Origin of the sequence: Saccharothrix ecbatanensis (assembly GCF_014205015.1) — a bacterium.
Taxonomy (GTDB): Bacteria; Actinomycetota; Actinomycetes; order Mycobacteriales; family Pseudonocardiaceae; genus Actinosynnema; species Actinosynnema ecbatanense.
In genome coordinates this window covers 9,024,158-9,047,453 of the sequence record NZ_JACHMO010000001.1, presented here as the reverse complement: position 1 = coordinate 9,047,453, position 23,296 = coordinate 9,024,158, and the positions used below count along the sequence as shown (strand labels likewise).

24 protein-coding genes and 1 tRNA gene are annotated in these 23,296 nt (G+C 65.5%); 12 read left to right on the top strand and 13 right to left on the bottom strand.

What is annotated here, in order from left to right:
• Window positions 1-105: 105 nt before the first annotated feature.
• Window positions 106-1,302, top strand: a complete 1,197-nt coding sequence (locus tag F4560_RS40365; RefSeq protein ID WP_184928289.1) for a cytochrome P450 — start codon at window positions 106-108, stop codon at window positions 1,300-1,302.
• The gene (locus F4560_RS40360) at window positions 1,303-1,497 is read left to right on the top strand and encodes a ferredoxin (RefSeq protein ID WP_184928288.1); all 195 of its coding nucleotides are present in this window, start codon (window positions 1,303-1,305) and stop codon (window positions 1,495-1,497) included.
• 75 nt (window positions 1,498-1,572) lie between these two features.
• On the opposite strand, the gene F4560_RS40355 is transcribed toward F4560_RS40360, so the two are convergent.
• From F4560_RS40355 to F4560_RS40335, 5 genes are all read right to left on the bottom strand, one after another.
• Window positions 1,573-1,920, bottom strand: a complete 348-nt coding sequence (locus tag F4560_RS40355; protein ID WP_184928287.1) for a type II toxin-antitoxin system PemK/MazF family toxin — start codon at window positions 1,918-1,920, stop codon at window positions 1,573-1,575.
• Window positions 1,907-2,137: a DUF8778 family protein gene (locus tag F4560_RS40350; RefSeq protein ID WP_184928286.1), complete on the bottom strand. Its 231-nt coding sequence runs from the start codon at window positions 2,135-2,137 to the stop codon at window positions 1,907-1,909. Before F4560_RS40350 ends, F4560_RS40355 begins: the two co-directional genes overlap by 14 nt.
• Window positions 2,138-2,248: 111 nt before the next feature.
• Window positions 2,249-3,406 (bottom strand): acyltransferase family protein, encoded by a 1,158-nt coding sequence (locus F4560_RS40345; protein WP_184928285.1) that lies wholly within the window; start codon window positions 3,404-3,406, stop codon window positions 2,249-2,251.
• 136 nt (window positions 3,407-3,542) lie between these two features.
• The gene (locus F4560_RS40340; RefSeq protein WP_312869773.1) at window positions 3,543-5,399 is read right to left on the bottom strand and encodes a bifunctional polysaccharide deacetylase/glycosyltransferase family 2 protein; all 1,857 of its coding nucleotides are present in this window, start codon (window positions 5,397-5,399) and stop codon (window positions 3,543-3,545) included.
• 82 nt (window positions 5,400-5,481) lie between these two features.
• Entirely contained in the window at window positions 5,482-5,874 is a 393-nt protein-coding gene (locus F4560_RS40335; RefSeq protein ID WP_184928284.1) for a DUF6542 domain-containing protein, read from the bottom strand.
• A gap of 67 nt (window positions 5,875-5,941) precedes the next feature.
• Between F4560_RS40335 and F4560_RS40330 the strand changes: the two genes are divergently transcribed.
• From F4560_RS40330 to F4560_RS40315, 4 genes are all read left to right on the top strand, one after another.
• Complete coding sequence (locus F4560_RS40330; protein WP_184928283.1) at window positions 5,942-6,997, top strand: LCP family protein; 1,056 nt, start codon at window positions 5,942-5,944, stop codon at window positions 6,995-6,997.
• Window positions 6,998-7,793: 796 nt separating this feature from the next.
• Entirely contained in the window at window positions 7,794-9,455 is a 1,662-nt protein-coding gene (locus F4560_RS40325; RefSeq protein ID WP_184928282.1) for a TIGR04141 family sporadically distributed protein, read from the top strand.
• 468 nt (window positions 9,456-9,923) lie between these two features.
• Window positions 9,924-11,942: a hypothetical protein gene (locus F4560_RS40320; RefSeq protein WP_184928281.1), complete on the top strand. Its 2,019-nt coding sequence runs from the start codon at window positions 9,924-9,926 to the stop codon at window positions 11,940-11,942.
• A 9-nt stretch (window positions 11,943-11,951) separates the two neighbouring features.
• Window positions 11,952-12,524 (top strand): NUDIX hydrolase, encoded by a 573-nt coding sequence (locus tag F4560_RS40315; RefSeq protein ID WP_184928280.1) that lies wholly within the window; start codon window positions 11,952-11,954, stop codon window positions 12,522-12,524.
• Here the strand turns inward: F4560_RS40315 and F4560_RS40310 are convergent.
• Window positions 12,492-13,511 carry an NsdA family TPR-like regulatory protein gene (locus tag F4560_RS40310; RefSeq protein ID WP_221483811.1) on the bottom strand — a complete coding sequence of 340 codons (1,020 nt, stop codon included), beginning with the start codon at window positions 13,509-13,511 and terminating at the stop codon, window positions 12,492-12,494. The two genes, F4560_RS40315 and F4560_RS40310, sit on opposite strands and share 33 nt — an antisense overlap.
• A gap of 303 nt (window positions 13,512-13,814) precedes the next feature.
• Window positions 13,815-14,189 carry a helix-turn-helix domain-containing protein gene (locus F4560_RS40305; RefSeq protein ID WP_184928278.1) on the bottom strand — a complete coding sequence of 125 codons (375 nt, stop codon included), beginning with the start codon at window positions 14,187-14,189 and terminating at the stop codon, window positions 13,815-13,817.
• A gap of 149 nt (window positions 14,190-14,338) precedes the next feature.
• Between F4560_RS40305 and F4560_RS40300 the strand changes: the two genes are divergently transcribed.
• The 5 genes from F4560_RS40300 (at window position 14,339) to F4560_RS40280 (ending at window position 18,258) form a co-directional block, all read left to right on the top strand.
• Window positions 14,339-14,623 carry a helix-turn-helix domain-containing protein gene (locus F4560_RS40300; RefSeq protein WP_184928277.1) on the top strand — a complete coding sequence of 95 codons (285 nt, stop codon included), beginning with the start codon at window positions 14,339-14,341 and terminating at the stop codon, window positions 14,621-14,623.
• Window positions 14,620-14,964 carry a WhiB family transcriptional regulator gene (locus tag F4560_RS40295; protein WP_312869772.1) on the top strand — a complete coding sequence of 115 codons (345 nt, stop codon included), beginning with the start codon at window positions 14,620-14,622 and terminating at the stop codon, window positions 14,962-14,964. The genes F4560_RS40300 and F4560_RS40295 overlap by 4 nt, the downstream gene beginning before the upstream one ends.
• Window positions 14,961-15,290: a hypothetical protein gene (locus F4560_RS40290; RefSeq protein ID WP_184928275.1), complete on the top strand. Its 330-nt coding sequence runs from the start codon at window positions 14,961-14,963 to the stop codon at window positions 15,288-15,290. The genes F4560_RS40295 and F4560_RS40290 overlap by 4 nt, the downstream gene beginning before the upstream one ends.
• Window positions 15,291-15,304: 14 nt before the next feature.
• The gene (locus F4560_RS40285) at window positions 15,305-16,096 is read left to right on the top strand and encodes a hypothetical protein (RefSeq protein WP_184929682.1); all 792 of its coding nucleotides are present in this window, start codon (window positions 15,305-15,307) and stop codon (window positions 16,094-16,096) included.
• Window positions 16,097-16,206: 110 nt separating this feature from the next.
• Window positions 16,207-18,258, top strand: a complete 2,052-nt coding sequence (locus F4560_RS40280; protein WP_246479173.1) for an FtsK/SpoIIIE domain-containing protein — start codon at window positions 16,207-16,209, stop codon at window positions 18,256-18,258.
• Window positions 18,259-18,502: 244 nt separating this feature from the next.
• Here the strand turns inward: F4560_RS40280 and F4560_RS40275 are convergent, their stop codons facing one another.
• From F4560_RS40275 to F4560_RS40265, 3 genes are all read right to left on the bottom strand, one after another.
• Window positions 18,503-18,910, bottom strand: coding sequence for a hypothetical protein (locus F4560_RS40275; RefSeq protein WP_184928274.1), 408 nt, complete (start codon window positions 18,908-18,910; stop codon window positions 18,503-18,505).
• A 133-nt stretch (window positions 18,911-19,043) separates the two neighbouring features.
• A complete protein-coding gene (locus F4560_RS40270; protein WP_184928273.1) occupies window positions 19,044-19,376 on the bottom strand; it encodes a hypothetical protein in 333 nt (110 codons plus the stop codon).
• Window positions 19,357-19,575, bottom strand: a complete 219-nt coding sequence (locus tag F4560_RS40265) for a hypothetical protein (protein WP_184928272.1) — start codon at window positions 19,573-19,575, stop codon at window positions 19,357-19,359. The genes F4560_RS40270 and F4560_RS40265 overlap by 20 nt, the downstream gene beginning before the upstream one ends.
• A 131-nt stretch (window positions 19,576-19,706) precedes the next feature.
• On the opposite strand from F4560_RS40265, the gene F4560_RS40260 reads away from it, so the two are divergent.
• Window positions 19,707-20,861, top strand: a complete 1,155-nt coding sequence (locus tag F4560_RS40260) for an NsdA family TPR-like regulatory protein (RefSeq protein ID WP_184928271.1) — start codon at window positions 19,707-19,709, stop codon at window positions 20,859-20,861.
• A gap of 1 nt (window position 20,862) precedes the next feature.
• Here the strand turns inward: F4560_RS40260 and F4560_RS40255 are convergent, their stop codons facing one another.
• From F4560_RS40255 to F4560_RS40245, 3 genes are all read right to left on the bottom strand, one after another.
• A complete protein-coding gene (locus tag F4560_RS40255) occupies window positions 20,863-22,137 on the bottom strand; it encodes a tyrosine-type recombinase/integrase (protein WP_184928270.1) in 1,275 nt (424 codons plus the stop codon).
• A gap of 91 nt (window positions 22,138-22,228) precedes the next feature.
• Window positions 22,229-22,303: transfer RNA gene (locus tag F4560_RS40250), tRNA-Ile, on the bottom strand.
• Between the two features lie 87 nt (window positions 22,304-22,390).
• Window positions 22,391-23,236: an oxygenase MpaB family protein gene (locus F4560_RS40245; protein ID WP_184928269.1), complete on the bottom strand. Its 846-nt coding sequence runs from the start codon at window positions 23,234-23,236 to the stop codon at window positions 22,391-22,393.
• Window positions 23,237-23,296 lie beyond the last annotated feature (60 nt).

Sequence of the window (23,296 nt, the reverse complement as noted above, 5' to 3'; positions counted from 1 at the left end):
TCACTCGTACTACCTCCGATCATTGACGGCATATTTACTTCACGTATTCGTGAAGCTTCTGTACGTTGCGAAGTAGGTCCCTGAACGCACTGGGAGGTGTGCGAGATGACCGAAACGCTGTACTCAGAGCTGCCGACCGCACGCAGCACGCCGTTCGATCCGCCCGCGGAGTTGGGGTTGCTCCGCGGCACGGCGCCGATCAGCCGGATGAAGTTCCCGGACGGGCACCTGGGGTGGTTGGTCACCGGCTACGACCTGGCTCGGGAGGTGCACGCGGACCGGCGGTTCAGCAGCCGCGCCGAGTTGCACCACTCGCCGCGCCTGGTCGGCGGGCAGCCGATGGCACAACGCCCGGCGGCCAAACCGGGGATGTTCATCGGGATGGACGCGCCGGACCACACGCGCTACCGGAAGCTGTTGACCGGGCAGTTCACCGTGCGGCGGATGAACCTGCTGACGCCGCGGATCGAGCGGATCGTGGCCGATCACCTGGCCGCGCTGCGGGCCGCGGGTTCGCCTGCGGACCTCGTGGCGGGCTTCGCGCTGCCGGTGCCGTCGTTGGTGATCTGCGAACTACTGGGGGTGCCTTACGAGCAGCGGGAATCGTTCCAAGCGGACACCGCGCAGGCGTTGCGGCTGGACTCCTCGTTCGAGGAGATCATGGCGGCGCTCGAGCGACTGGAGGCGTTCGTGCTGCGGCTGACACAGAGCAAGCACGAGACGCCGGGCGACGACATGCTGTCCGGTTTGATCGCCACCGGTGAGCTGACCGACGAGGAAGTCGCCAACATGGGGCTGCTACTCCTCATCGCCGGTCACGAGACCACGGCGAACATGCTGGGCATCGGCACGTTGTTGCTGTTGCAGCACCCCGAGCAGGTGGCCGCGCTGAGCGCGGACCCGTCGTTGGCGGACAACGCGGTCGAGGAGCTGATGCGGTACCTGACGATCATCCAGTTCGGCACCATCCGCACCGCGCTGGAGGACGTCGGGATCGGCGGTGTGGTGATCCGGGCCGGCGAGTCGGTCTCGATCTCGGTGGCGTCCGCCAACCGGGACCCGGCGCGGTTCGAGCGGCCGGACGAGTTCGACATCCGCCGGCCCGCGTCCGGGCACCTCGGGTTCGGCCACGGGGTGCACCAGTGCCTCGGGCAGCAGTTGGCCCGGATCGAGATGCGGGTGGGTTACACCGCGTTGTTCCGGGAGTTCCCGAACCTTCGGCTCGCAGTGCCCGCGGCGGAGGTGCGGATGCGGGACGATATGACGATCTACGGAGTACACGAGCTACCGGTGGAGTTCTAAGTGAAGATCGAAGTGGATCCGGACCTGTGCGCGGGGTCGGGCATGTGCGTGTTGACCGACCCGGCGATGTTCGACCAGGACGAGGAGGACGGCACGGTCATCCTCCTGGAGCCGACGCCCAGCGCCGCGCAGGAGAAGAAGGCGCGGGACGCGGCGCACCTGTGCCCGGCCGGAGCCATCCGCGTGGTGGAGTGACGTGAGCTGCCGGGGCCGTCTCGTCTTCGGGCGGTCCCGGCAGTGCTCGTTCCCGGCTCTTGGGCTTTTGGGGCTCTACAGCGCGAGGTGGACGCGCAGGGCTTCGTCCAACTGCTTGAGCACCGCCGGCGGCAGTTCGCCGATCCGGGCGCGGAGCCTGGCCGCGGCGACCGTGCGCACCTGCTCGGCCTGCGCCTTCGAATCCGCGCCGAGCCCGCAGTCCTTGGCCGGCAGCAGCACCTGGAACGGGTACACCTTCGCGGTGTTGGAGGTGATGGGCACGACCGTCACCACACCCCGGCCGCCCCGTCCGGCGACCCGGTTCGCCGCGTCGTTGCTCACGACCACGGCCGGGCGGATCTTGTTCGCCTCGGCGCCGAGCGCCGGCTCCAGGTCGACCCAGTAGATGTCACCGCGGCGCATCGCGCACACCGTCTGGCGCGGTCACGTCCCACATGTCGGCGTCTCCCCCGGCTTCCCACTCTTCCCACGCGCTCGCGTAGGCGTTCTCCAGGCCCGCCTCACGCAACAGCGTGATCGCCTGGTGGATCACCGACGACCGTGACGAGCTGTGGTGTTGCCTAAGGTAGCGATCAACGAACTCTACGTCCTCCTCCGGGAGGCTCACACTGATTTTCATACCACCGATGCTACCTCTGGTACTACCAGGCAGCTACCACACGGTGTCAAGGGATCATGCTCGGTCCGACGCGGGAGCCGCCCAGGCCGTCGGGGCGGCTCCCGCCGTCCGCTAACCCGACTTCTCCGCTGTGCTCACCTGCCGCGCCCGGCGGGTGTGGGGTTTCAGGCCGAGCGGCTCGCGCAGCGCGGGCACGGTCCGGGCGAGGTGGTACGCCGCAGCGCCGGAGGCGACGGTGACGGCCAGGATGATCCCCACCTCGGCCGCCACGTGCAGCTCCAGCGGTTTGAGCAGGTGGCCGGCCAGCACGATCGCCGTCTGGTGGACGATGTAGAACGGGAACACCGCCTCGTTGAGGGTGCTGAGCAGCGGCGACCCCCCGCGCACGTAACGCCGCGCGTAGCCGAACAGGGTGCAGATCACGGCCCACGCGTACGCCTCCCGCAGGAAGGCGCAGCCCGCGCCGGGCCAGCCAGGGAGGTCGTCGACGCCCAGGCGCGCGAGCGTCAGACCGGCGACGGCGAGCACGACGGCGGCGGCCAGCATCCCGGCGCGCGCCTTCTCCAGCAGGGCCCAGGCAGCGTCCTGCCGCGCCAGCAGGAAGCCCAGCAGGAAGGCCGTGCCGTACTGGAGGTGGGCGTAGCCGTCGGCCCAGAGCACGTGCGTCTCGCCCCACGCCCGGTACGCCGTGGCCCGGTACAGGCCGAAGAGCAGCACCGGCACGACGAACAGCCCCGCACCCCCCAGCACCCGGCCCGCCCAGTGATCGGCCCGGGGCAGCAACGGCGCCGCCGCCAGGACGATCATCGTGTAGGACCAGAGGTAGGCGACGAACCACAGGTGGTTGTAGGTCGGCAGGACGATGCCGAAGCTCTGGTCGAACATCAGGTAGCGGGGCCAGAAGTCGAGGAAGCTCCCGGTGTAGCCGTTCTTCTCCACCACCTCCGCCCAGCTCTGCGGCGCGACCACGAACCCGATCCCGCACAGCAGCGGGATGAGCAGGCGCCGCGTGCGCTGGGCCGCCAGCGCTCCGGCCGCGAGCTTGTCGGCCATGAACCGGGTGGCCACGCCCGAGATCACGAACAGCAGGCTGAGGCGCCAGGGGCTGAGCGCGTCCATCCACGGTTCGAGCGCCGGCGTGACGTGGGTGCTCTTCACGTGCCAGTCCGACGGCACGTAGAACATGCCGAGGTGGAACGCGATCAGCAGCAGGAAGGCGCCGATCCGAAGGACGTCGAGGTCGTGGCGTCGGGCAGACGGTGCGGTCATGCCCGGAAGTCTTCCGTTCGCCGGAGGCGATTTCGCCGGTCCCGACGCGGGCGGCTACGGCCTCGGACAACGTCACAGTCTCAACTGGAGCGGCAACGGCGGGCGCACCACCGGACCACCGGTGCCACCTCCGGTACTACCGGGCAGCCACCTCCGCCAACCCGCTGCGCCGCGCCGTCTGCCACTTCAACGGTGTCCCGTGCAACGCCGTGACCAACGACTGGACCACCACGAGGTACGTCAGCTGCCGGTACACCAACTGCTGGAGTGGGAACGCCCAGAGCGGTTTGAGCGACTCGCCGTCGAGCCGGAGCGCGTAGCCGGCGCTCGCCGTCTGCACGGCCAGGAACACCGTCCAGATCACCAGCGCCCACGGCGCGTCCGCCACGAACGCCCCGTACAGCACGTACACGTCCAGCGCGGGCGCGAGCACTGGCAGCACGACGTGGAACACGAGCAGGTACAGCAGCCCGAACCGACCCATCCGGCCTTCCTCGCGCAGCGCGCGCCGGTGCTTCCACATCGACTGGGACGTGCCGTACGACCACCGGTACCGCTGCTTGTAGAGCCCGCGCAGGCCCGTCGGCACTTCGGTCCACGCGCGCGCCGCCGGTTCGTACACCACCCGCCACCCGGCTCGGGTGATCGCCATCGTCAGGTCGGTGTCCTCGGCGAGCGTGTCCGCGCTGATACCGCCGACCTCGTCCACCGCCGCCCGGCGGAACGCGCCGATCGCGCCGGGGATGGTCGGGATGCACTCCAGCGCGTTGAGGATCTGCCGGTCCAGGTTCGAGCCCGCGCAGTACTCCAGGTGCTGCCACCGGCCGAGCAGCCCACCCCGGTTGGCGACCTTGACGTTGCCCGACACCGCGCCGACGCCCAGGTCGCCGAGCGGGCGCACCACCTTGGAGACGGTGTCCCGCTCGAACACCGTGTCGCCGTCCACCAGCACCAACGCGTCGTGCTCGGCCAGCGCGATGCCCGCGTTGAGGGCGGCGAACTTGCCCCGGTTCGGCTGGCTCACCACGCGCACGCCGGGCAGTCCCAGCGCTTCGACCACCTGGGCCGTGCCGTCGGTCGAGCCGTCGTCGACCACGACCACCTCCACCTCGGCGGGGTGCTCGGAGTTCACGATCGACCGGACGGCGGCGGCGATGTTCGCGGCCTCGTTGTACGCGGGGACGATCACCGACACCGGCGGCGCGTGCGGCTTCACCTCGATCACGCGGTGCAGGCGGCGTGCGGTGTGGGCCAGGCCGAGTTGCATCAGGGTGCGGAGCAACGCGAACACGGCGACGATCGCGCAGATGACGTTCAGGAGCGTGGCGAGCACGTCGCCGTGGTGTTGTGACCAGGCTTGGGCGGCGCCGGTGACCCGTGCGCCGAACCCGGCGTCGGTCATCGCGGCGCTCCGGCCGGTGGCGGTCGTCAGGGTGGTGAAGCGGTGGTCGGGCAGCGCGTCGGCGAGCAGGCCGATCACGCCGGGAGTGGTGCTGGCCTCGTGCAGCCGGATGACGTGGCCCGGTGTTCCCACGGCCGCGGCGATGGCCCTGGTGTCGTAGAGGTGCAGGTCCGGCGTGTCGGGGTCGGCCTCGGTGAGTCCGGTGTGGACGTTCGCGGCGTCGGCCAGGGCGTTCTGCGCGAACGCCATGCCCAACGTGGTCGCCTCACCCGTGCGGAATCCCGAGACGCCGACCTCGTGCCCCTCCTCGACCATCCGCCGGACGAGGTCGGGGTGCTCGTTGACCTGTGCTCCGACCACGAAGAACGTCGCGCGCAGACCGCGTTCGGCCAGGCTGTCGAGCACCCGCGGCGTCCATCTCGGATGTGGTCCGCCGTGGAACACCAACGCGACCGTGCCCTGGACCACCGATTCGGCTGTGACAGCGGCTCTCGTGGGCTCGTCGGGCAGGGAGGTGGCGTAGGCGTGGAAGCTCAAGGTGCCCATCAGCAAGCCGAGGCCCAGCAGCAACGAGACCCAGTGGGCTCTCACGTGACGTGCGGCAACACGGTCGTCATGATCAGCGTGGACAGGCCCAACAACGACGCCGCCAACGCGATGCTCACCGCCCTCATCAGTCCACGACGTCTTCCCGTTCGGTCGACGAAGACCTGTTCCCCCACCACGTTCCCCCCAGCCTCGCCGCCGCGACCAGCAGCCCCACGCCGACACCCACCGCGAGGTGGGGGAACGCGCGGACCACCGGCGGTGCGACGAGAATCGTCAACTCCCCCAAGGACTTTCCCTGCAACACTGACACACCCGTCACAAGCCCCGCGTACAGCAGCGGGGGTGCCGGCACCACGGTCCACAAGCCGATCGGTCGAACCATCGCGGCGGCGAGCAACACACCGGACACCACAAGGACGCCGAAGACGAGGCCGGGTTGCTCGCCGTCCAGTCGGTGGGCGACGGCGGTGAAGACGGCCGATACGGCGAGCGCCGCCAAGCTCGGCAGATGAGCCATGCGGTCTGCCACGTCATGCCCCCAGCGTTTGAACGGATCTAGATTAGGGACGCGAGGGGGGTACTCGATGTTGAGTCGGGCTTTGCTGGGCGTGGTGCGGGGCACATGGGTGTTGCTGTCGGCGGCGGTGCTCGTGGCGGCGGGGATGGCTTGGGCCACTTACCAGGACGTGGACACGGGCGTGCGGCGGTCGCTGGCGGTGCGGGCGGACGACGTGAAGTCGACGTCCGGGATGAACGTGTTGGTGATGGGCCTGACGACGCGGCGGGATCTCGATGGCGGGGCGCCGTCGGACGAGGTGCTGGCGGCGCTGCACGCCGGTGATGTGGACCGTGGCGGGTACAACGCGAACACGTTGATCCTCCTACACGTCCCTTCCGACGGGTCCGCGGCCGTCGCCCTGTCCTTGCCGCGAGACAACCACGTGCCGTTGCTGGGGATAGTCGGTGGGCCGCAGCACGGGAAGGTGAAGGAGGCGTACGGGCGGGCGAAGGAGGCGGAGGAGCGGCGGCTCGTCTTGGCGGAGGTGCGCCGGGACCCGGCGGATATCGAGTGGCTGGGGCGTGAGGCGGGGCGTCGGGCGCAGGTGGAGACGGTGGGGTCGTCGCTCGGGGTGCCGGTGGATCACATCGTCGAGGTGAGCATGGTCGGGTTCTACCGGTTGGCGGAGGCGTTGGGCGGGGTGGAGGTGTGCTTGAACGCGGCGACGTCCGACGAGTACTCGGGCGCGGACTTCCCGGCGGGCAGGCAACACCTGACGGCCGCGCAGGCGATGGCGTTCGTCCGCCAACGGCATGGCCTCGCAAACGCCGACCTGGACCGCGTGCGTCGTCAACAGGCGTTCATCAGTGCGGTGATGCACCGGATCCGGTCGCAGGGCGTCAACGCGCTGGGGCCGGTGGCGGAGGTCGCCAAGCAACACGTGGTCCTCTCGGCCGACTGGGACATCCTCTCCATGGCACAAGGAACCTCAGGCATCCGTTTCCACACCCTGCCCCTGGAAAGCGATCCGACAGCGGACGCCCAACCCACCCTCCGCGCCGCCGTAACCGCCGCCCTGACCCCACCTGCCGCTACGTCAGGCGCCGCCACCGAACCCTCCCCCATCCCGTGCGTGGACTGACCGTGCCCTGTGGATGGCCAATGGGTCGCACGGCGCGACGAACGGTCTACCCACGGCCGGCCGGTCACACCGGATCAGAGCACCCGTCGTCGACTTGATCTTTAAGAACGGCGGCGGGCACCGCACTTATCGGGAATCACGGTCACAACACAGGGGCACATTCACTCGATCGAGTGAAGCGACAGCGTTGTCATTCCACCCGAACTGGTCAGTAGGAAATCTCAGGGTATCGATCTACCACTAGAACGGGTTCAGTTCGACACGATCGGCTGGACCGTATGGCCTACGCCGCTCGGCGCGCATCGGAGACTTCTCGGCGCAGAAGGGCCGTCGAGGGTGACCATGTCTCGTTTGGTTTGCCATGCTCGTATCGGGGCCACAAGACGACCCCGGAAATATGAACGCGGTCCTCTGCGCGAACAGAGGACCGCGTGGTGTCCCAACCACATCTCCCTGGCGTAGCACCCAGAAGACTGCATCGGAGGAACGACGTTGAGTGTAGAGCTGCCAGTAGGACCACGGCCAGCGTTTGCGCCAGCACGACCGGGTGGTTCGGACGCACAGCCCTTCAGCCTGGCCTTGAGCTCCGATACCTCCCCACGGTGACACACCCGGCACACGAGCCGCGCGCGGCTTAGCCCCGCTCACCCGCAGACGTCTCCGTCTCAAGCACCGCACTCGACATCCCGCAGCACCGCGGGCTTCTTCAGGGCACCCCGATCCTGATGCCCGCTGCTCTGCTGCGCCGTAAGAAGAGGATTTTGATTTGTCGAATCAACCGCTCCCCTCGACCCCGATGACGGCCTACCGGTTCGCCTACGGCCTGCCTTTGAAGGACTACATCAAGCAGTCCGACGGCCTCACCGTCGAATACGACGGACAGATCACGATCAGCGGCGTCAAGTCGCACTTGATCGCCGGTGTGCGTGCCATCGATGCGCCCGCCTGGGGAAAGCACGTCCACCGCATCTCGGGCCGGGACATGGACTTGAGCAGCACCACACCGTTCGCGATCATCCTGGTGCCCGTCGGCGACTGGGTCATGGCGGTCGCCTTCGGCAGTGGGCGCCACCTGCTCGACGGTCTCTGGATGGACGAGGGATTCGGACTGCTCTTCGCGATTCGGCGCCTCGACCCGACCAAGCTGCGCACGGTGAGCAGCAACCTGCTCGACATCTCCGCCCGCAGCAGCCAGATCTCGTTCCCGTCGGGCAGCACCGTGCCCGGCTTCCGCCTCGAACCCGCGGGCGAGCTGGTCACCGGGATCGCCGGGAAGGCCAACATGGACGGCCTGACCTACCACGAGGCGACCGACGGCAAGCAGTACCAGATCCGCGCCGGCAACTCCCTGTCCATCCAGATCGGCAACTCCCCCGATACGTTCCTCGCGGACTTGGAGGCGATCTGCCGCATCGTGGAGGAGAGCGACGAGAACTCGCCGCTCCGCTTCATCGCCCAGGTCCGGCCGCTGAACGAGAACGACCCACTGATCCCTCGTCTGGAGGGCCACCTCGCGGTGGCGCTCGGCGGTGACGACCGGTTCGGGCCGCTCGGGCTGTGCTGGCCGACCGCGGCGGCGCGGGCGATGGACGAGGCGAACTCGTACCGCACCAACGACGTCGGCGGCTTCGGCCCGATCGAGCTCGACGCCGACCTCGACATCGCCGCCATCACCGAACGGTTCGACCTCATCCCGGTGCCGGCCCGGGTGAGCGAGCTGAAGGTCTGTCGCCTCATCCCGTGCGCCGACGCGTATGGCGAGGAATTGCTGACCCGCCCGATCTCGATGGACAGGTGGATCGCGTTCGAGACCACGATCGACGAGCACACCTACTGCCTGCACCAGGGGCGGTGGTATGAACTGGGGCGCGCGGCCGTGGAGCGGGTACGGGAGCAGGTGGCGGAGCTCGTCGCCAACAAGAGCGACCTCGAGTTCCCGCTCTGGACGCCGACGGGCAAGCAGGAAGACGAGCACCTCTACTGCGAGCAGGTCGCACGGCAGGAGGGATATCTCTGCCTGGACAAGAGCTTCGCCCGGACGCCGATGCACCCGAGGTTCGAGCTGGCGGACGTGATCGGTCCGAGGGACGAAGTCGTCCACATCAAGTGGTTGGCGAGGGCGACTGCGGCAAGCCACCTGTTCACGCAGGCCCGTGTGTCGACGTGGTCTCAGCGCATGGAGCCCGAGGCACTGGTGCAACTCGACGCCAAGGTGCACCTCCTCGACAACAGCCGCCGCGTAACCGAAAGGCCGCGGGTGGTCGTCCTTGCGATCGGCGGGCGGCGGTGGGGCGTGAAGCAGCTCTTCACGCTCTCCATGGTCGACCTGCTGCGGCTCAACGAGGATCTGCACCACCACGGCATCGAGCTCCAGTTCGCCGACATCCCGTTCGTCCCGAAGACGAAGAGCGGCAAGTCGACCGGGTCACCCGGCGCGGCGGACTACCAGGCTGCGTAGGTGCGAGGCCGATCGGGTCGACACGGACGTGAATGGCGTGTCGACCCGATCGCCGTCGCAGCTGCTCACCCTGCCCAAGCCCAGTGCGAGCAACGGGACCACAGCGAGCTTCACCGGCGAAGCGCAGGCGCGACAGCGCCACAGCGAAGCCCCCGACGCGGGGGCCAGGGGCGAAGCCACGGCGGGGGTCCGGGGGCGGAGCCCGCCGGGCGGGGCGCGGGGGTTGCACCCCCGCACAACAGAGTGGGGCGGGTGGGGTTCGAACCCACGACCTGACGGATTATGAGTGTCCAAGGTCACACTGCAAATGGCCGTAGCCAGCGACTATGGCCAGCCTCGTGTATCCGCTTAGCAGCATGGCCGGCCCTGTCGACGGTGGTTCATGGACACAACCGTGGACAGCCATGTCCACAGTAGACTCCGTCGCTGTTGATCACTGGCACCCTCTTACAAGATCGTAGTCCGACGATGGGCACTACGCGCTACACGTATCTGACCCACCCCGCGTCCACGCGAGATGTAATAGTCCTGCGGACAGGCGCGATGGAGTGTTATCAGGTCAGGAGGCGTGATCAGATGCCATCAGATAACGCGGCCCACTCGCCGGACAAATTCACTTCGTTTCTTGGCCATGAACCGACAAGCTTGCCGAACTTTATCGCACCTATCTCCAATAACGCCACATACTTCGACGGCACGGCAATTCGTGCAATTGCGTCACGATTTGTTCAGAGAGCTGACGGGCTCATCATACCCGAGTACCTAGCACAGGGTCCGGCACCGATAGACCAGATATTGGTGTACTTAACCACACGAGAAATTTTCGGGTTCGACGTACCCGAGACGTACATCCGTGGCGAGCTTGGCCGAATTAACGTCGAACCCGTTCTCGCATTCGTTGCCGAAGTGATGGCACGACTACGGTCACCCGGAATCTCGCGAACAGAGGTAGATGAGCATTACGTGAACCTCTGGTTCAAAGGGGAAGCGCGGACCAAAATTCTAAACCTACTGAAGGATCCGCTCAAAGGATTCATCGTACCTCAAGCGCTTCTTGCACTGGCCCAGCAGGCAATGCTCTATTGCGGCAAGGACCTGTCCGCCAACAAGCCAGCTAACCTTGTCGCCGTCTACCTAGCCGCAACCGATCACCTCACAAAAGAAGAAGATTACCCGTCAGAGTTGAAGATTAGCGAAGTACCAGGAAGTCTCGGCCGTGAACTTATATCGAATCAAGTCTTCAATGCAGATGTGGACGAAGCCCACACTCTTACACGCTTCATTCGAACATGGCTCCAGCTATCCAAGGAGCAGTTCGAAACAAAAGAAGTATTCGATCTGGAAGCAGCGTACCTCAGAGCTACCGACACACCATTACGCGACGTTCTTGCAGTAGGTCTAGCACTTAGGGCGGCCACAATGAATGGTCCGCACATAATTTCGCCAACTTACCTTTCCGGGCTTGGATGGACGACGGAGCGCATATCGAAGGCTCTCGCACCCTTCACCATTGACATTCACGTGTTACGACAGTACACATGCAGTCAATCAGACTTTGCCGCAACGAGTTGGTCATTTGATTCGTTTAGTCGATACCCAGTAGTACGCGACCATGAAGGAGCCATGGTCGTACTTGACCCAAACCTCTTGATGAAGAGAATCTTCGGCTGGCTTCCACTATTCGATGTCAAGTTTGCCCTACAAAGCACGGGCACCAGCGAAGACAAGAAATACGCCAGCAGGGTGGAAAACTGCGTGAGACGACTTGCCGAAATATACGCGGCAGAGATTCTGGATAGCCTTACAGGCAGCTCGGCAATGTCCCGGCGCACGTACCACGACCGTGAACTCCGAGCCGCTTACTCCGCACCAGGAATCAAGATCGCTGATGCGGCGATCGACTACGGCGATTCCTGGGTTGTGGCAGAAGTAACAACTATCCAACTACGGCGTGAATCTGTTACTGGGATGTCCGATGAAGCAGTCATCTCGGACATAGACAAGCTAGTTGAGGAAGTGGCACAAATAGACGCCACTATCTCATCGCTTCGAGAGTACGAGGAAAAGCTCACGGGGCTACCGCCATCCGGCGTCCGTCGACGGTACTTCCCTCTCCTTATTCTCACCGAAGGTTTCCCAGTAAACCCGATATCGCTTCCTCTACTACGAGACAGGGTTGGCAAGCGGGGCTTGCTCGCCGAAGGCGACGTTATGCCACTCGAAATTGCCGACCTCCAAGAGTTGGAGATAATTGAGGGTCTGCAAGAAAACGGCGGCCAAAGCCTCAAAGAGATACTCGACAAAAAGAGTAACGCCAACCTCCGCAACATGCAGATCCGCGATTTCCTCTTGTCCGAACTACACCTAAGCCCCTCAAGACCATCCAGAGTCAAGAAACTCTATCATGAAAGCTTCAAAAGCATGGTAGGCCACATGTATCCGACCATGAAGAACCTCGAACTACCGGATATCGAGCAGCCCGAGTAGCCTACTCGCGTGACGGAGTATCCGAAAGAACTTAGGTGGAAGGTCCACGGCGAGCGGGCCATCTACGACAACCAGTGGGTCAGGCTCAACCTCGTTGACGTTGAACCGCCGGACGGTAGTCGGTTTGAGCATCACGTGGTCAAGCTGCACCATGTGGCGGTTGCGCTGCTGTTGAATGAGCGCGAAGAGGTCTTGACGCTGTGGCGGTATCGGTTTGCTGTTGACCAGTGGGGTTATGAACTCATTGGTGGACTGGTTGAGGAAGGCGAAGATCCTGCTGCTACGGCAGCGCGGGAAGCTGTAGAAGAGACCGGTTGGCGGCCGGTTGGCGAGCCGGAGCATATGGCTACGTTTCAGCCGTTGCCTGGCATGGTCGACGCTCCGGTGAATGCCTACATCTGGCGAAATGCCGAGAAGGTGGGCGAGCCTACCGATGGCGAAGAAGCCGCGCGGATCGAGTGGATTCCGATTGATCGGATGTTGGAGCTGATCAAGCGTGGTGAGGTGCTTGGATCGGGGGCGATTGTGCCGCTGTTGTTCTACTTGGCCTCACGCAATGCCGGTTCGGCCGATCTCGGGTAGCTGCAACTTGGCTAGACGCTGGCGTTGGCGGTCAGAGCCGATGCGGGTGGCTAGTTGGCGGGCTTTGGCGGCGTAGGCCAGTGCTCCCCTGCTGTCGCCTGCGGCGGCGTAGGCGAAGGCTAGGTCTGTATAGGTGTGGAGTTGGGCGCGGATGGTTGAGCGCGGGGAGGTCTCCATTTCTCGCGCTACCGCTTCGAGGCTGCCGATGGCGTCCTGGTCGCCTAGGCGTACTAGGGCGCTGCCTCGCCACCTTGCAAGGTGACCGTCGCTGAGGAGTAGGTGGGGCAGCTCAGGGTCTACCGGGTTCGCGGGCAGAAGTCCTTGTGCCTCATCGAACGCACGTAGGGACTCGTCGTGGCGTCCGGCCGCTGCGAGTCCTTCTCCATGTGCGGCGGCAAGCCATGTCCGCAGGAGGGATGGTGCGCGGTTCTCGGCTACGTGCCGTGCGTACTCCAGCAGCTCGACGGCTGCGGTGGGTTCGCCGATGTCGAGGAGGATCACCGCTTGTTGGGCGGCAGCGTGGGCAAGGAGGAACGGTGAGTCTGCTTCGCGGGCGGATACCTTGGCGTCCTCGTGGTACTGCCACGCCTGTAGTTGCGAACCTCGGTCCAGTGCTGTCCAGCCGGCCAGTGTGCGGGCGTCGGTGAGGATGGCTGCCAAGCGTTCGCGGTGTTGGGTTCTCACGCTGAACGTCTTGACGCTCTCCATCTGGCGGACGAGGTTGTTCAACTGGTCCAGAACGACTACTGCGCCGAACCTCTTGTCCGAGTTGCGTAGGTCGTTGACTTGGCGTTGGAACAGGTCCACGGTTTCACGGTCGATGTTGCGTGCGACGATCAAGCGGTCGCGGAGTTCTTCAGCCGATTGGTTCTGGTGTTCTGGTGCGAAGCCTAGTTCTTCGTTGGTTCGGCCGTAGAACTCTCGGAATAGGCGTTGGTAGCCAGGGTCAGTTACTTCTACGCGACCGTTCTCCCAGCGGGAGAGCATGACCGATAGTGCCGACTCGCTGGCTACTGGGATGCCTAGAGTCTTGCCCCTGGTGAGGAAGTAGCGGACGACCTGCGCTTGCGTGCGTCCGGACTCCTTGCGGATGGCCTGTAGCCGCGTGCGCGGCGGGTCACCTCGTCCTCGTCCTGCCACGCTCTCCCCCGTCCCCTGAGGCCGTGACCTGCGAACTTAACTCCACTTAACATGTGGCGCGTTAGCCGCTGACAATTATTTCGTCCCCCTGTTCGGCTGTCTGCTGTTGCCATGACAGCGACGCAGAAACCGCCGAACGACTACCGCGAATCAGTCCTTTCTTCGCGCCTCGTCGTCAAGCCGGTTGGTGAGCGTCCCGAGTTGGGCCCGCAGTCCGCGAATCTCGCGGATGATGGTGTTCAGCAACGGGATTACCGGGTTGTCGACCGGTACCGCGGTCACGTCCGCTTCCGGCGGGTTCTGGCCGTTGAGAACCGCTGTCAGGTGCTGCGGGTGCCAGTCGAGCGCGATCGACAGCGCTTCAAGAGTGCGCGGATTGCGTCGGCGTTCGATTCTGCCTTGCTGGATCTCGCGCACGATCGCCAGCGAGACGCCCGACTTCTCGGCGAGTTCCCGCTGCTTCAAAGCCAGCTCGGCCGCGCGGGCGTTGACTGCCTCCGCGACTGCCGACCAATCCTCTTTCACGTCCGCCTCCGTGCGCCGCCTCAGCGCCGACGTTAGCGCGAGGTTCAGGCCGATTCCGGGGCGATCACTGACATCAGCGGCTATTGACCGATAATCAACGCTTATGTCAGCGCTTCGAGCGGTGAAATCAGTCTTTCGAAGGCGGACCAATGAGTACGACAAGTGGAGCGGCAAGCCGCTCACCGTTGTTCTACACAGTCGCTGAGGCCGCGCGGATCATGCGCGTCGACCCGGCGACCGTCTACCGGGCAATCCGTGAGAACGCCTTCCCTGCCGTTCGGCTTCGGACCCGCTACGTGGTCCCGGCACGTGCGGTCGAAGAGTTGGCAGAGCAGGCCTCCGCGTCGGGTGAAGTCGTGGACGTCGCCCGCGTGGCTGCCGAGCGACGGACGGCCCGTGAGGTTGCTCGGCTGAACGGGGGTGCCTCGTGGTGAACGGAGAGAGCTACTTCGAGGTGGTCGCGGCGGACCTCGATCGGTTCGCGGGTGTGCCGGATGAGGTGTTGTTGGAGATCGTTACGCGGGACGGCCGGTGCTTGTGGTTGGTGTCGGGTGGCGAGTCGCCGGAGTGGGACGACGAGGAGATGACCGATCGGGAGTTGGCGGCTCGGTTGTGTGCGGAGTGTCCGGCGCGGCGTGCGTGTTTGGAACTGGAGTTGCGTACGGCCGGTGCCGGCACGGTCGGGGTGTGGGGTGGTCTGTCGGATGAGGATCGGCGGGCGTTGTATCCGGTGTGGCGGGCGCGGCGTGGCCGGATGGGTGGGCCGTCGTCATGACGATCAACCTGACGGTCACGCAGGTGCTCGCTGGTGTGGGTGTGTTGCTGGCGTTGGTGATGGTGTGGCGGGCCGGCTCACGTCGGGCGAAGGCTGCGGCGGACACGGCGCGTGCCGGTGCGCGGTTGCTGTCGCTCACGGGTCGGGTCGTGGTGACGGCTGGCGTGATCGTGGGTGTTCAGTGGTTGGTGGTCACCCATGGTCGGGACTCGACGCTGCTGTGGGTGGTGTTGGGTCTGCCGGCGTTGTTCTCCGGCTACACGCTCACGAAGGCGCTGACGGTGACTGCCGTGGACGGTCCGCGTCGCAGGAGTGATCGGCGGTGAGCACACCCAAGGGTGTGGGAAGGGTGGTCGCCTTCGGGCGGCCACCCGCCACGCCCGGCGAGAACACGGCGGCCCGGATCGCGCGGGAGGCGGTAGAGGCTGCGGAGCTGCGGGCGCACCAGGCGCGGCCGGACGTGGTGGCGTTGCGGGTCGAGCGGGTGCGGGCGCAGGTGGACCGGTTGTGCTGGGCAGGGATCGTGCTCGGTCTGGGGTTCACGATGACCAACGTCCAGCACTTCGCGGCCGGTGACGCGCCGGTGTGGTCGCTGCCATGGATGGCCGCGTGGCTGCTCGACCCGACCGTGTCGCTGGTGTTGTTGGCGATCCTGCGGGCGGAGCAGGTGACCGCGCGGTACCGGGTGCGGACGGGTCCGTGGGTGCGGCGGGCGAAGTGGTTCACGCTTGCGGCCACCTATGTCATGAACACGTGGGCGTCATACGCGGCCGGTTCCGTGTCTGGGGTCGTGCTGCACTCCGTACCGCCGCTCGTGGTGTTCGTCGCGGCGGAAGCCGTCACGGACCTGCGGGACAAGCTGACGGAGGCAGTGTCGGCAGCGTTCGAGGAAGCCGACCGCAGTACGCCGGTAGCCGTTCATGAACACCGACCGCGTACGACCGTCAGGAGTAAACACACCCGTAGTCGGACGACGTTCGCCGAGTACTTGGCGTCAGCGCGGGCAGCGTGGGCACCAGGGACCACGGTGACGCCGGCCTGGGTCCGTGAGGTCACCGGTTGCTCGCGTGGGCTGTCGTCCCGTCTGGCGGCCACGCTGGGACGACAGGTCGAGCGGGGTGAGCTGTCGTGAACGGCGAGAACGGCGAGAGCGGTTCGCTCCCGGTGCAGGCGTCACGGAGCAATCTCGTGAACGCGGTTCTTGACGGTGAGTTCGTGAACGACCAGCCGCCACCGGAGCGGATGTCGTGGGCGCGGCGGTTCGCCGGGTGGTGGCAGCGTTCACCCCGTGTGCCTGTCGTCCTGAAGTCGCGCCAGCTCGTGGTGCAAGCCATCAGGGACCTTGTGGTGGCGGTGCTGCGGTCACCGTTCCGGTTCGTCGGTGCGGTGGTGCGTGGGTTGGTGGTCGTGGTGCGGTGGTGGCGGTTGTGGGTGCGGGTCGCGGACTACCGGGCGGCTGCGGAGCAGTCGGAGAAGTTGGCGGACAAGTTCACCGACATCCGGGCGTTGGCGTTGTTCCGGTGGAGGGTCACCGGCGCCCTCGTCGCGGTCGCCGGTGTGGTGGTCGCGGTGCTCGATCTCGTCTACGGGCATCGGGTGCTGTGGACCGGTGGCGGGGTGGTCGCGGTGGTCCTGGCGGTGCTCGGCCGCCGTAAGGACGGCTCACCCGGTCGCACACCGGTACTGGCCGGACCACGGACGCTGACGTGGACGATGGACCCTCAGGTGCTCGTGGACGCGTTCCGGGACGCGAAGCTCATTGGCAAGGACGAAAGCCTGAGGCTGGTCGAGCGTGCCAGGCGGCAGGGTGACGGGTGGGCGGTCACCGTGGATCTGCCCGCGACCCGCAAGGCGGCCGATGTGGTCAAGAACCGGGAGGCGTTGGCGTCGGCGCTCGCGGTGGACGAGGTACAGCTCATCGTGGAGCGGGTTCGTGGCAATGGCGGCCATGCGGGCAGGGTCGCGCTGTGGGTTGCCGATGAGGACCCGTACGGGTCGCCTCCGCTGCGGACGCCACTGCTCGGCGTCGAGCGGTGGGATGCGTGGCGGCCGGTGCCGTTCGGCCGGGACGCGCGGCAGCGCAGGGTGGACTTGCCGTTGGTGTGGACGTCGTTGCTCGTGGGCGCGATTCCCAGGCAGGGCAAGACTTTCGCGGCGAGGTTGGCAGCCGCGGGCTTGATCTTGGACCCGTATACGCGGCTCTACGTGGCCGATTTCAAAGCCGGGAAGGACTGGTACGCGGCGGGACGGGTGGCGCACCGGTTCATGGCCGGCGACGAACCAACTCACGTCCTGGCGCTCGTGGACTGGCTGGTGGAACTCGTCGCCGAGGTGCAGGGCCGCTACCGCCGGATGCAGGACCTTGACGACGAGATGTGCCCGGAATCGAAGATCACCCCGGCGATGTCCCGTGACCCGAGCCTCGACATGCCGGTGACCGCGATCTTCATTGACGAGGTGCAGATACCGCTGGAGGACCGGACACCGTTGGAGGTGCAGGAGAAGAAGCTCACCGCAGGCGAGTACGTCGGGGAGTTGCTGACGTGGCTCGCGCGCAAGGGACCGGCCGCCGGGATCGTCCTCGTCCTGGCGACCCAACGCCCGGACAGCAAGACCATCCCGAGCAACCTGCGGGCGGTACTGGGCTCACGGTTCGCGTTGCGGGTTATGGACTGGCGCGACAGCAACATCGTCCTGGGCGAGCAGATGAATACGCGCGGCTACGACAGCAGCCGACTACTCGCCACGCACAAGGGCGTCGGCATCCTCCGACCCGACGGAGAGACCACAGCGGGAGCCGACGTACTCGCAACCACCGTACGGACCTACTACATGCCCAACGAAGACTGGCGAACCATCTGCGCACGAGGACGCGCACTCCGGGAGGCAGAGGGCACGTTGTCCGGCCACGCGGCCGGACAGGACAACCGGCCGATACTCGATCATGCTGCGGTCGCACGGGCCATCGGCGGCGGGACCGTGGTCGAACAGACCGGCGAGTCGGAGTTGCCGGAACCACTGGCGTCCGTTGTGGACTATCTCGGGGACGATCTCCAGCCCGGTAGGCGTGACTTCGTTCCTACGGCGGAACTCGTGGCCGCATTGGATGTCGAGCCAACGGCGTTCGGTCTGCGCATGGGTGAGTTCGGGTGCCGGCCGACGCGCGACCGGATCACCACGGACGACGGTGTGCGGCAGGTACGCGGCTACCTCGTCGCGGACATCCGCGCGGCGCTGACCGCAGTCAGGGACGGAACGATTGTGGATGGCGAGGTGATCGAGGATGACGACTGACCCGTCACCGGACCCGTCCCAAGCCTGCCATCCCGTCACACCTGCTGGGACACCCTCATTAGTGGTTCTGACCTGTGTAAACAGGCTGTTGTGACGGGTGGGACGTGGGACGGGTCACCCGTCCCACGCAACGCGAAACGGCCGTGTGCGAGCCATCCGGATGGATGGTTCGCACACGGCCGTCCCGTCCCACGGGTGCCGGCGAGGGAGGCGATCGGCACCCGTGCACCAACCGTCCATCCCACTAACGACGGTTGGAGGTCTCCAGCAGACGCGCCAACTCCGGACCGGTCATCAGCCGTTCGCACTCGGCCGGCGACACGAGCCACTGCGCCGCGTACCCCTCGACCACAACCGGAGGCAGAGGCAGGGTCGCCCCCGGCGGAATCACGAACTTCTCGTCCAACCCGTCCGTAGACGACAGCACGAACACGGCGAACTCCACCGTCAAGCCGACCACCGGAAGCGGCAGCATCACCACCGGCGTCGGAGCAGCGCGGAACGGCGCGGAGATCATCACGTGCCGTGCCCGCTCCGGCTTCACCGCGAACGCGACCAACGCCGGACCCAGAACAGCCAGCGTCGAACGCGTGACGCCCTCCTCCAGCACCGGCCACAACCGCCGAACCAACGTCGGATCGAGCGTCGCCATAGCCGGCAAGCACAGAGCCAGAGACTCACATTCGAGGTTCGTCACAGGATCGACGTAGGTCTCATCGACCCACAACGCACCTGGAACCACCGGCCACCCACGCGCCACGCACTCCAGCGCACTCGCCAGGCCGCTACTTCCCACCCTCGCCCCCGACCCACACCACACGGGGAACCGCCTGCCCGCCGGCTCGGAAGAAGATCAGAGCGGTTTCCGCTGACTGGAGGCTCATCCGCGCCCCACCGTGAACCGGGATCACCTCGACACCCGTCTTGGTGGTCATCCCCCACGCCGCGATCTGCACGTCTTCCGGGTCGAACGTCTCCCGCACCACCGCGAACAGACGCGGTGCCTGATCGTTCACCAGCTCCTGAACCTCAGCAACGATCTTCGGGTCATCGAACAGCGACGCGCGCTGCTCCTCACCCTCGCCCCGGTCACCGTCACTAACCAGTGTCATGGTCATGACTACCTTCCCTCTGCTCCTCGCGGATCTGGCACACCTCGTCGCGCGCCCACACCGCCACCTGTGCGTTCTCCTGGCTTTGCCGCACGTATCGCCTGCCGACAGCGACGAGGTAGAGAAGGGGGATCACGAGCCACACCAGAAACAGCGCGACCCCGCCGAAATCGCTCGCAAGCTCACTCCACACCACGATCACCACCGCCCTTGACGAATCGCTGACTTCAGCTTGCCCACTGGTCCAGTAGGAGCAAATGACCTGCCAGCGCCCCGACAGGACCTATGGGGGCATAGACTGGTCAGCGCTGACATTGGTGATATGGAGATCAACCGATGGCGTCAGGACACGGACGAACGCTGCTAGGCGAACTGCTCCACAAGCGCGGGCTGACAGCGGAGGAGTTCAGCGAACAGGCCAACCTGTTCGCCTACGAACACGGCATCGACGCGACGCTCAGCGTCCGCCACGTCCACCGCCTGGCATCTGGCCAACGCGCCGACGGCCGACCGCTCGGACCGGTACGGGCAGGCACCAAGCGACTGCTTGAGGAAATGCTCGGCGTGCCGATCGAACGACTGTTGAAACCCAGCACGTCCGCACCATCCGAGGTTCAGTTGTGGTCCAGCGAGGCGTTGGAGTTGCGGGCGCGGATCACGTCCGGACGAGCAGTCGATCAACAGACGATCTCGCTGCTTCAGCAGAAGCTCGACCTGACACGGGTCATTGATCGTCAGTTGGGTGGGTCGGCACTGCTCGGCGAACTGCGCGCCCAGATCAATCAGATGTGGGAACTCCTCAGCAACGTACTTGACGGGCAAGCTCGAATCGGGTTGGCGCGGGTGATTGTCGACGCCTCGGCGCTTGCCGGATGGCAATCCCTCGATCAGGGCTTCATGCGCGAATCTTGGCAGCACTACGACCAAGCACGTAGCGCGGCACGCGTAGCGGAGTCGCGTCCGCTGGAGGCTTACGCTTGCGCCGGCCAAGCCGTCGTCTTGCTCGACATCGGCGACTCTCGATCAGCCGTTGAACTCACCGGCCAAGCTCTACACATCGCGCAGAACGACACCCCTGCACTTCTCGCTGCATGGCTGACAGCCGCTCATGGTGAAGCTCTTGCAGCAGACGGCCGCCTAGCCGACAGCTTGCAGACATTCGACAAAGCTGCTCGACTGATGCCACCCAAACGAGCCGACTCGGACGCGTCCTATCTGGTTTTCGACCAGACTCATCTGACGCGATGGCGAGGAAGTGCCCTAGCACGACTCCGAGAACCGGAGGCGATCGACGTACTCGGAACTGCACTTGATCAGCTTGATCCGACGTTCACCCGAGCTGAGACGGCGCTACGCGTCGATATGGTCGACGTTCTGTCAGCGAATGGCGAACTCGGCGAAGCAAAAGCCCACGCGGAACGCGCTCGAATTCTCGCGGCCCAGGTCGGTTCCAACCGTCAACGGCGACGGCTTGAAGCGCTGATCGGCTGACCTACTTCGGCTTGCGCTTGGGCATCCGTGAACCAAGGATCTCGGCCGCCTTGCGATCAGAAGCCGCGACCCACGCCGCGTACACGCGCAAGGTGGTGGCACCACCACCGCCATGTCCCAGGCGACCAGCCACCGTACGAAGGTCCACACCGGCGGTCAGCAGCTCGGTCGCCGAGTAGTGCCGGAGGGCGTGTAGGTGCGTGTCGATCTTCAGCCGCTCGGCCATGTCCTTGTACCTGCTCGACACCGCGTGCGGCGAGTACGGAACTGTCGGATCGGCCTTGCGCACACCCAGGAAGACGTACATGTCCGGCGTCAACTCGATGTCGAGTTCAGCCAACCGTTCACGGCAACGCTGACGATGTTCCATGAGGAGCACCAGGGTTTCGTTGTCGAGCGCGATCCGGCGCATCTGGTGAGTCTTGGTGTCCTTTTCCTTGCCGATACCGCGACGCAGGGTGTAGCTCCGGCGAATGTCGATCGTGCCCTCTTCGAAGTTCACCCGCGACCAGCGGAGCGCGCAAATCTCGCCGCGACGGACGCCGGTGGTCATCACCAGCCAGACGAGGGTTCCCCAGTCGTCATCCATTTTGAAGGCTTCGTCCACCAGACGCGCGGCATCGGCGGGCGAAGGCGGGTCGGGTTGCGGCGGCTTCTGCTTCGGCTTCTGAGCCACTTTCGCCGGACTGCTGGCGATCCACTCCCATCGGACCGCAGCGTTCAGAACGCCGCTGATGATGGCGTGAATCTGCCTCACGGACGATGCAGCCATCGGACTGCACTTGTGCGGCTTGCACTTGGACTTGACGCAGTCGTGGTCACCCAAGACCTTGTGCTTTTCCACGAACGGCTTGCCATCGCAACGGGTGCGGCACCGACGTAGCTCCGAGTACAAGCTTTCGAGAGCACGGGCAGACAGCTTGCGAATTTGCACCTTGCCCAGGGTCGGACGGATCGTGCGCTCGATGTAACCGACGTAACTGTCTCGGGTGTTGTCCTCAAGTTCTACGTTCTTCAACCACTCATCAATCGCGTGGGAGAAAGTCACGGCGGTGCTCGTGGCACGTTGCTCATCTACCTCAGCCAAAAGCTTGGTCATCAGTTTGTCAGCCTGTTTATAGGCCGCTCTGGTGACCCCCTTCACGGTCTCCGTGAGATAGACATCTTTTCCGGTGACGGGGTCGACACCAGCGGAGACACGGACCTGTAGGGAGTTGCCACGTCGCCGGACGCTGCCCCTCCGGCGACGCTCCTCGCTGCTGTCTTGGGCTGTCATGCCCTCATGGTCACCCGAAGGTTCATGGACAACAACATGGACAAATGATCTTCAGTAGGTACTGAATTCCTTGTCTTGCCTGGTCAGACGGTGGGGCGGGTGGGGTTCGAACCCACGACCTGACGGATTATGAGTCCGCTGCTCTGACCGGCTGAGCTACCGCCCCCTGACGTGCGGTTCTGGAGGGTACAGATGGGGGTTCCCCCGCGTCTCGACAACCCGGTGCGGCGTGACCAAGCTGTGCACTCCGGAACTACGGGGCTCCGAGGTCGGCCGGTCGGTAACCCGTCGGGTAACCGGGGTACGTGCGGTTCTTCGGGTCGTTCGTCAGGCGGGGTATCCGGCGGGGCCTGAGCAGGCGGACGGTGTGGGCTCGTAGGTGTAGAAGGGCTTGGGCGACGGTGGTCAGCCGAGGTGGTGGTGGGGTGAAGCCGAAGGCGGTCAGCATCGGGGCGTCGAGCATGGCCAGCACCGCCCGGGACGTCACCGCCCGGGGCGCGGGGTACCAGGAGCAGAACAGGTCCAGCGTGTACTGCCCGATCGCGCGGTTCGTGTCGCTGTACCTGAAGTGCTCGGCCTCGTACTCCCGCTTGAACGCCTGGTACGCAGAGTAGGTGGGCGGCAGGGACTTGATCCCCATGCGGACACCGACGGCCGAGTAGAAGTGGAACGCGGCCAGCCGCTCGTGGTCCGTCAACGGCCGCCAGCCGTACTTGGTGATCCACTCGATCGGGTCGAAGATGAACGTCGACAGCACGTACCGCATGTCGTCGTTCGAGATCTCGTACCGCCCGTGCAACCGGTTCACCACGCGCAGCGCCTCCCGACCGCGCGGCGAGTCGTAGCCGTGCTCGACCAACTCCGCCATCAGCAACGCCGTGTCGTCGTACCGCTTCTGCGCCCGCCGCTCGAACTCCCCCGTCCGCGCCAGCAGCGCCGAGATCGACGGCACGCAGTACGTCCTGAACAGCGCGAACTCCAACGACCGCACGTAGTCCCACGGGAACTCGTACCCGGACGAGATGCGCATGATCTCGGCGTGGTCGGTCTCGGGGTCCAAGGACGTGATCCGACGACGGTTGGCGAAGCGATCTGCCATGCGGATCAGCCTGCCCCAAGAATCGGGCGAAGTGGGGTGACATTCGGGTGACTCGCGGGT

Excerpts from the sequence above, each read along its gene's own strand:
- F4560_RS40365 (WP_184928289.1), top strand. The coding sequence starts at position 106 with ATGACCGAAACGCTGTACTCAGAGCTGCCGACCGCACGCAGCACGCCG.
- F4560_RS40355 (WP_184928287.1), bottom strand. The coding sequence starts at position 1,920 with ATGCGCCGCGGTGACATCTACTGGGTCGACCTGGAGCCGGCGCTCGGC.
- F4560_RS40350 (WP_184928286.1), bottom strand. The coding sequence starts at position 2,137 with ATGAAAATCAGTGTGAGCCTCCCGGAGGAGGACGTAGAGTTCGTTGAT.
- F4560_RS40345 (WP_184928285.1), bottom strand. The coding sequence starts at position 3,406 with ATGACCGCACCGTCTGCCCGACGCCACGACCTCGACGTCCTTCGGATC.
- F4560_RS40335 (WP_184928284.1), bottom strand. The coding sequence starts at position 5,874 with ATGGCTCATCTGCCGAGCTTGGCGGCGCTCGCCGTATCGGCCGTCTTC.
- F4560_RS40330 (WP_184928283.1), top strand. The coding sequence starts at position 5,942 with ATGTTGAGTCGGGCTTTGCTGGGCGTGGTGCGGGGCACATGGGTGTTG.
- F4560_RS40325 (WP_184928282.1), top strand. The coding sequence starts at position 7,794 with ATGACGGCCTACCGGTTCGCCTACGGCCTGCCTTTGAAGGACTACATC.
- F4560_RS40320 (WP_184928281.1), top strand. The coding sequence starts at position 9,924 with ATGGGCACTACGCGCTACACGTATCTGACCCACCCCGCGTCCACGCGA.
- F4560_RS40310 (WP_221483811.1), bottom strand. The coding sequence starts at position 13,511 with ATGCTCTCCCGCTGGGAGAACGGTCGCGTAGAAGTAACTGACCCTGGC.
- F4560_RS40300 (WP_184928277.1), top strand. The coding sequence starts at position 14,339 with ATGAGTACGACAAGTGGAGCGGCAAGCCGCTCACCGTTGTTCTACACA.
- F4560_RS40290 (WP_184928275.1), top strand. The coding sequence starts at position 14,961 with ATGACGATCAACCTGACGGTCACGCAGGTGCTCGCTGGTGTGGGTGTG.
- F4560_RS40280 (WP_246479173.1), top strand. The coding sequence starts at position 16,207 with ATGTCGTGGGCGCGGCGGTTCGCCGGGTGGTGGCAGCGTTCACCCCGT.
- F4560_RS40275 (WP_184928274.1), bottom strand. The coding sequence starts at position 18,910 with ATGGCGACGCTCGATCCGACGTTGGTTCGGCGGTTGTGGCCGGTGCTG.
- F4560_RS40270 (WP_184928273.1), bottom strand. The coding sequence starts at position 19,376 with ATGACCATGACACTGGTTAGTGACGGTGACCGGGGCGAGGGTGAGGAG.
- F4560_RS40260 (WP_184928271.1), top strand. The coding sequence starts at position 19,707 with ATGGCGTCAGGACACGGACGAACGCTGCTAGGCGAACTGCTCCACAAG.
- F4560_RS40255 (WP_184928270.1), bottom strand. The coding sequence starts at position 22,137 with ATGACAGCCCAAGACAGCAGCGAGGAGCGTCGCCGGAGGGGCAGCGTC.
- F4560_RS40245 (WP_184928269.1), bottom strand. The coding sequence starts at position 23,236 with ATGGCAGATCGCTTCGCCAACCGTCGTCGGATCACGTCCTTGGACCCC.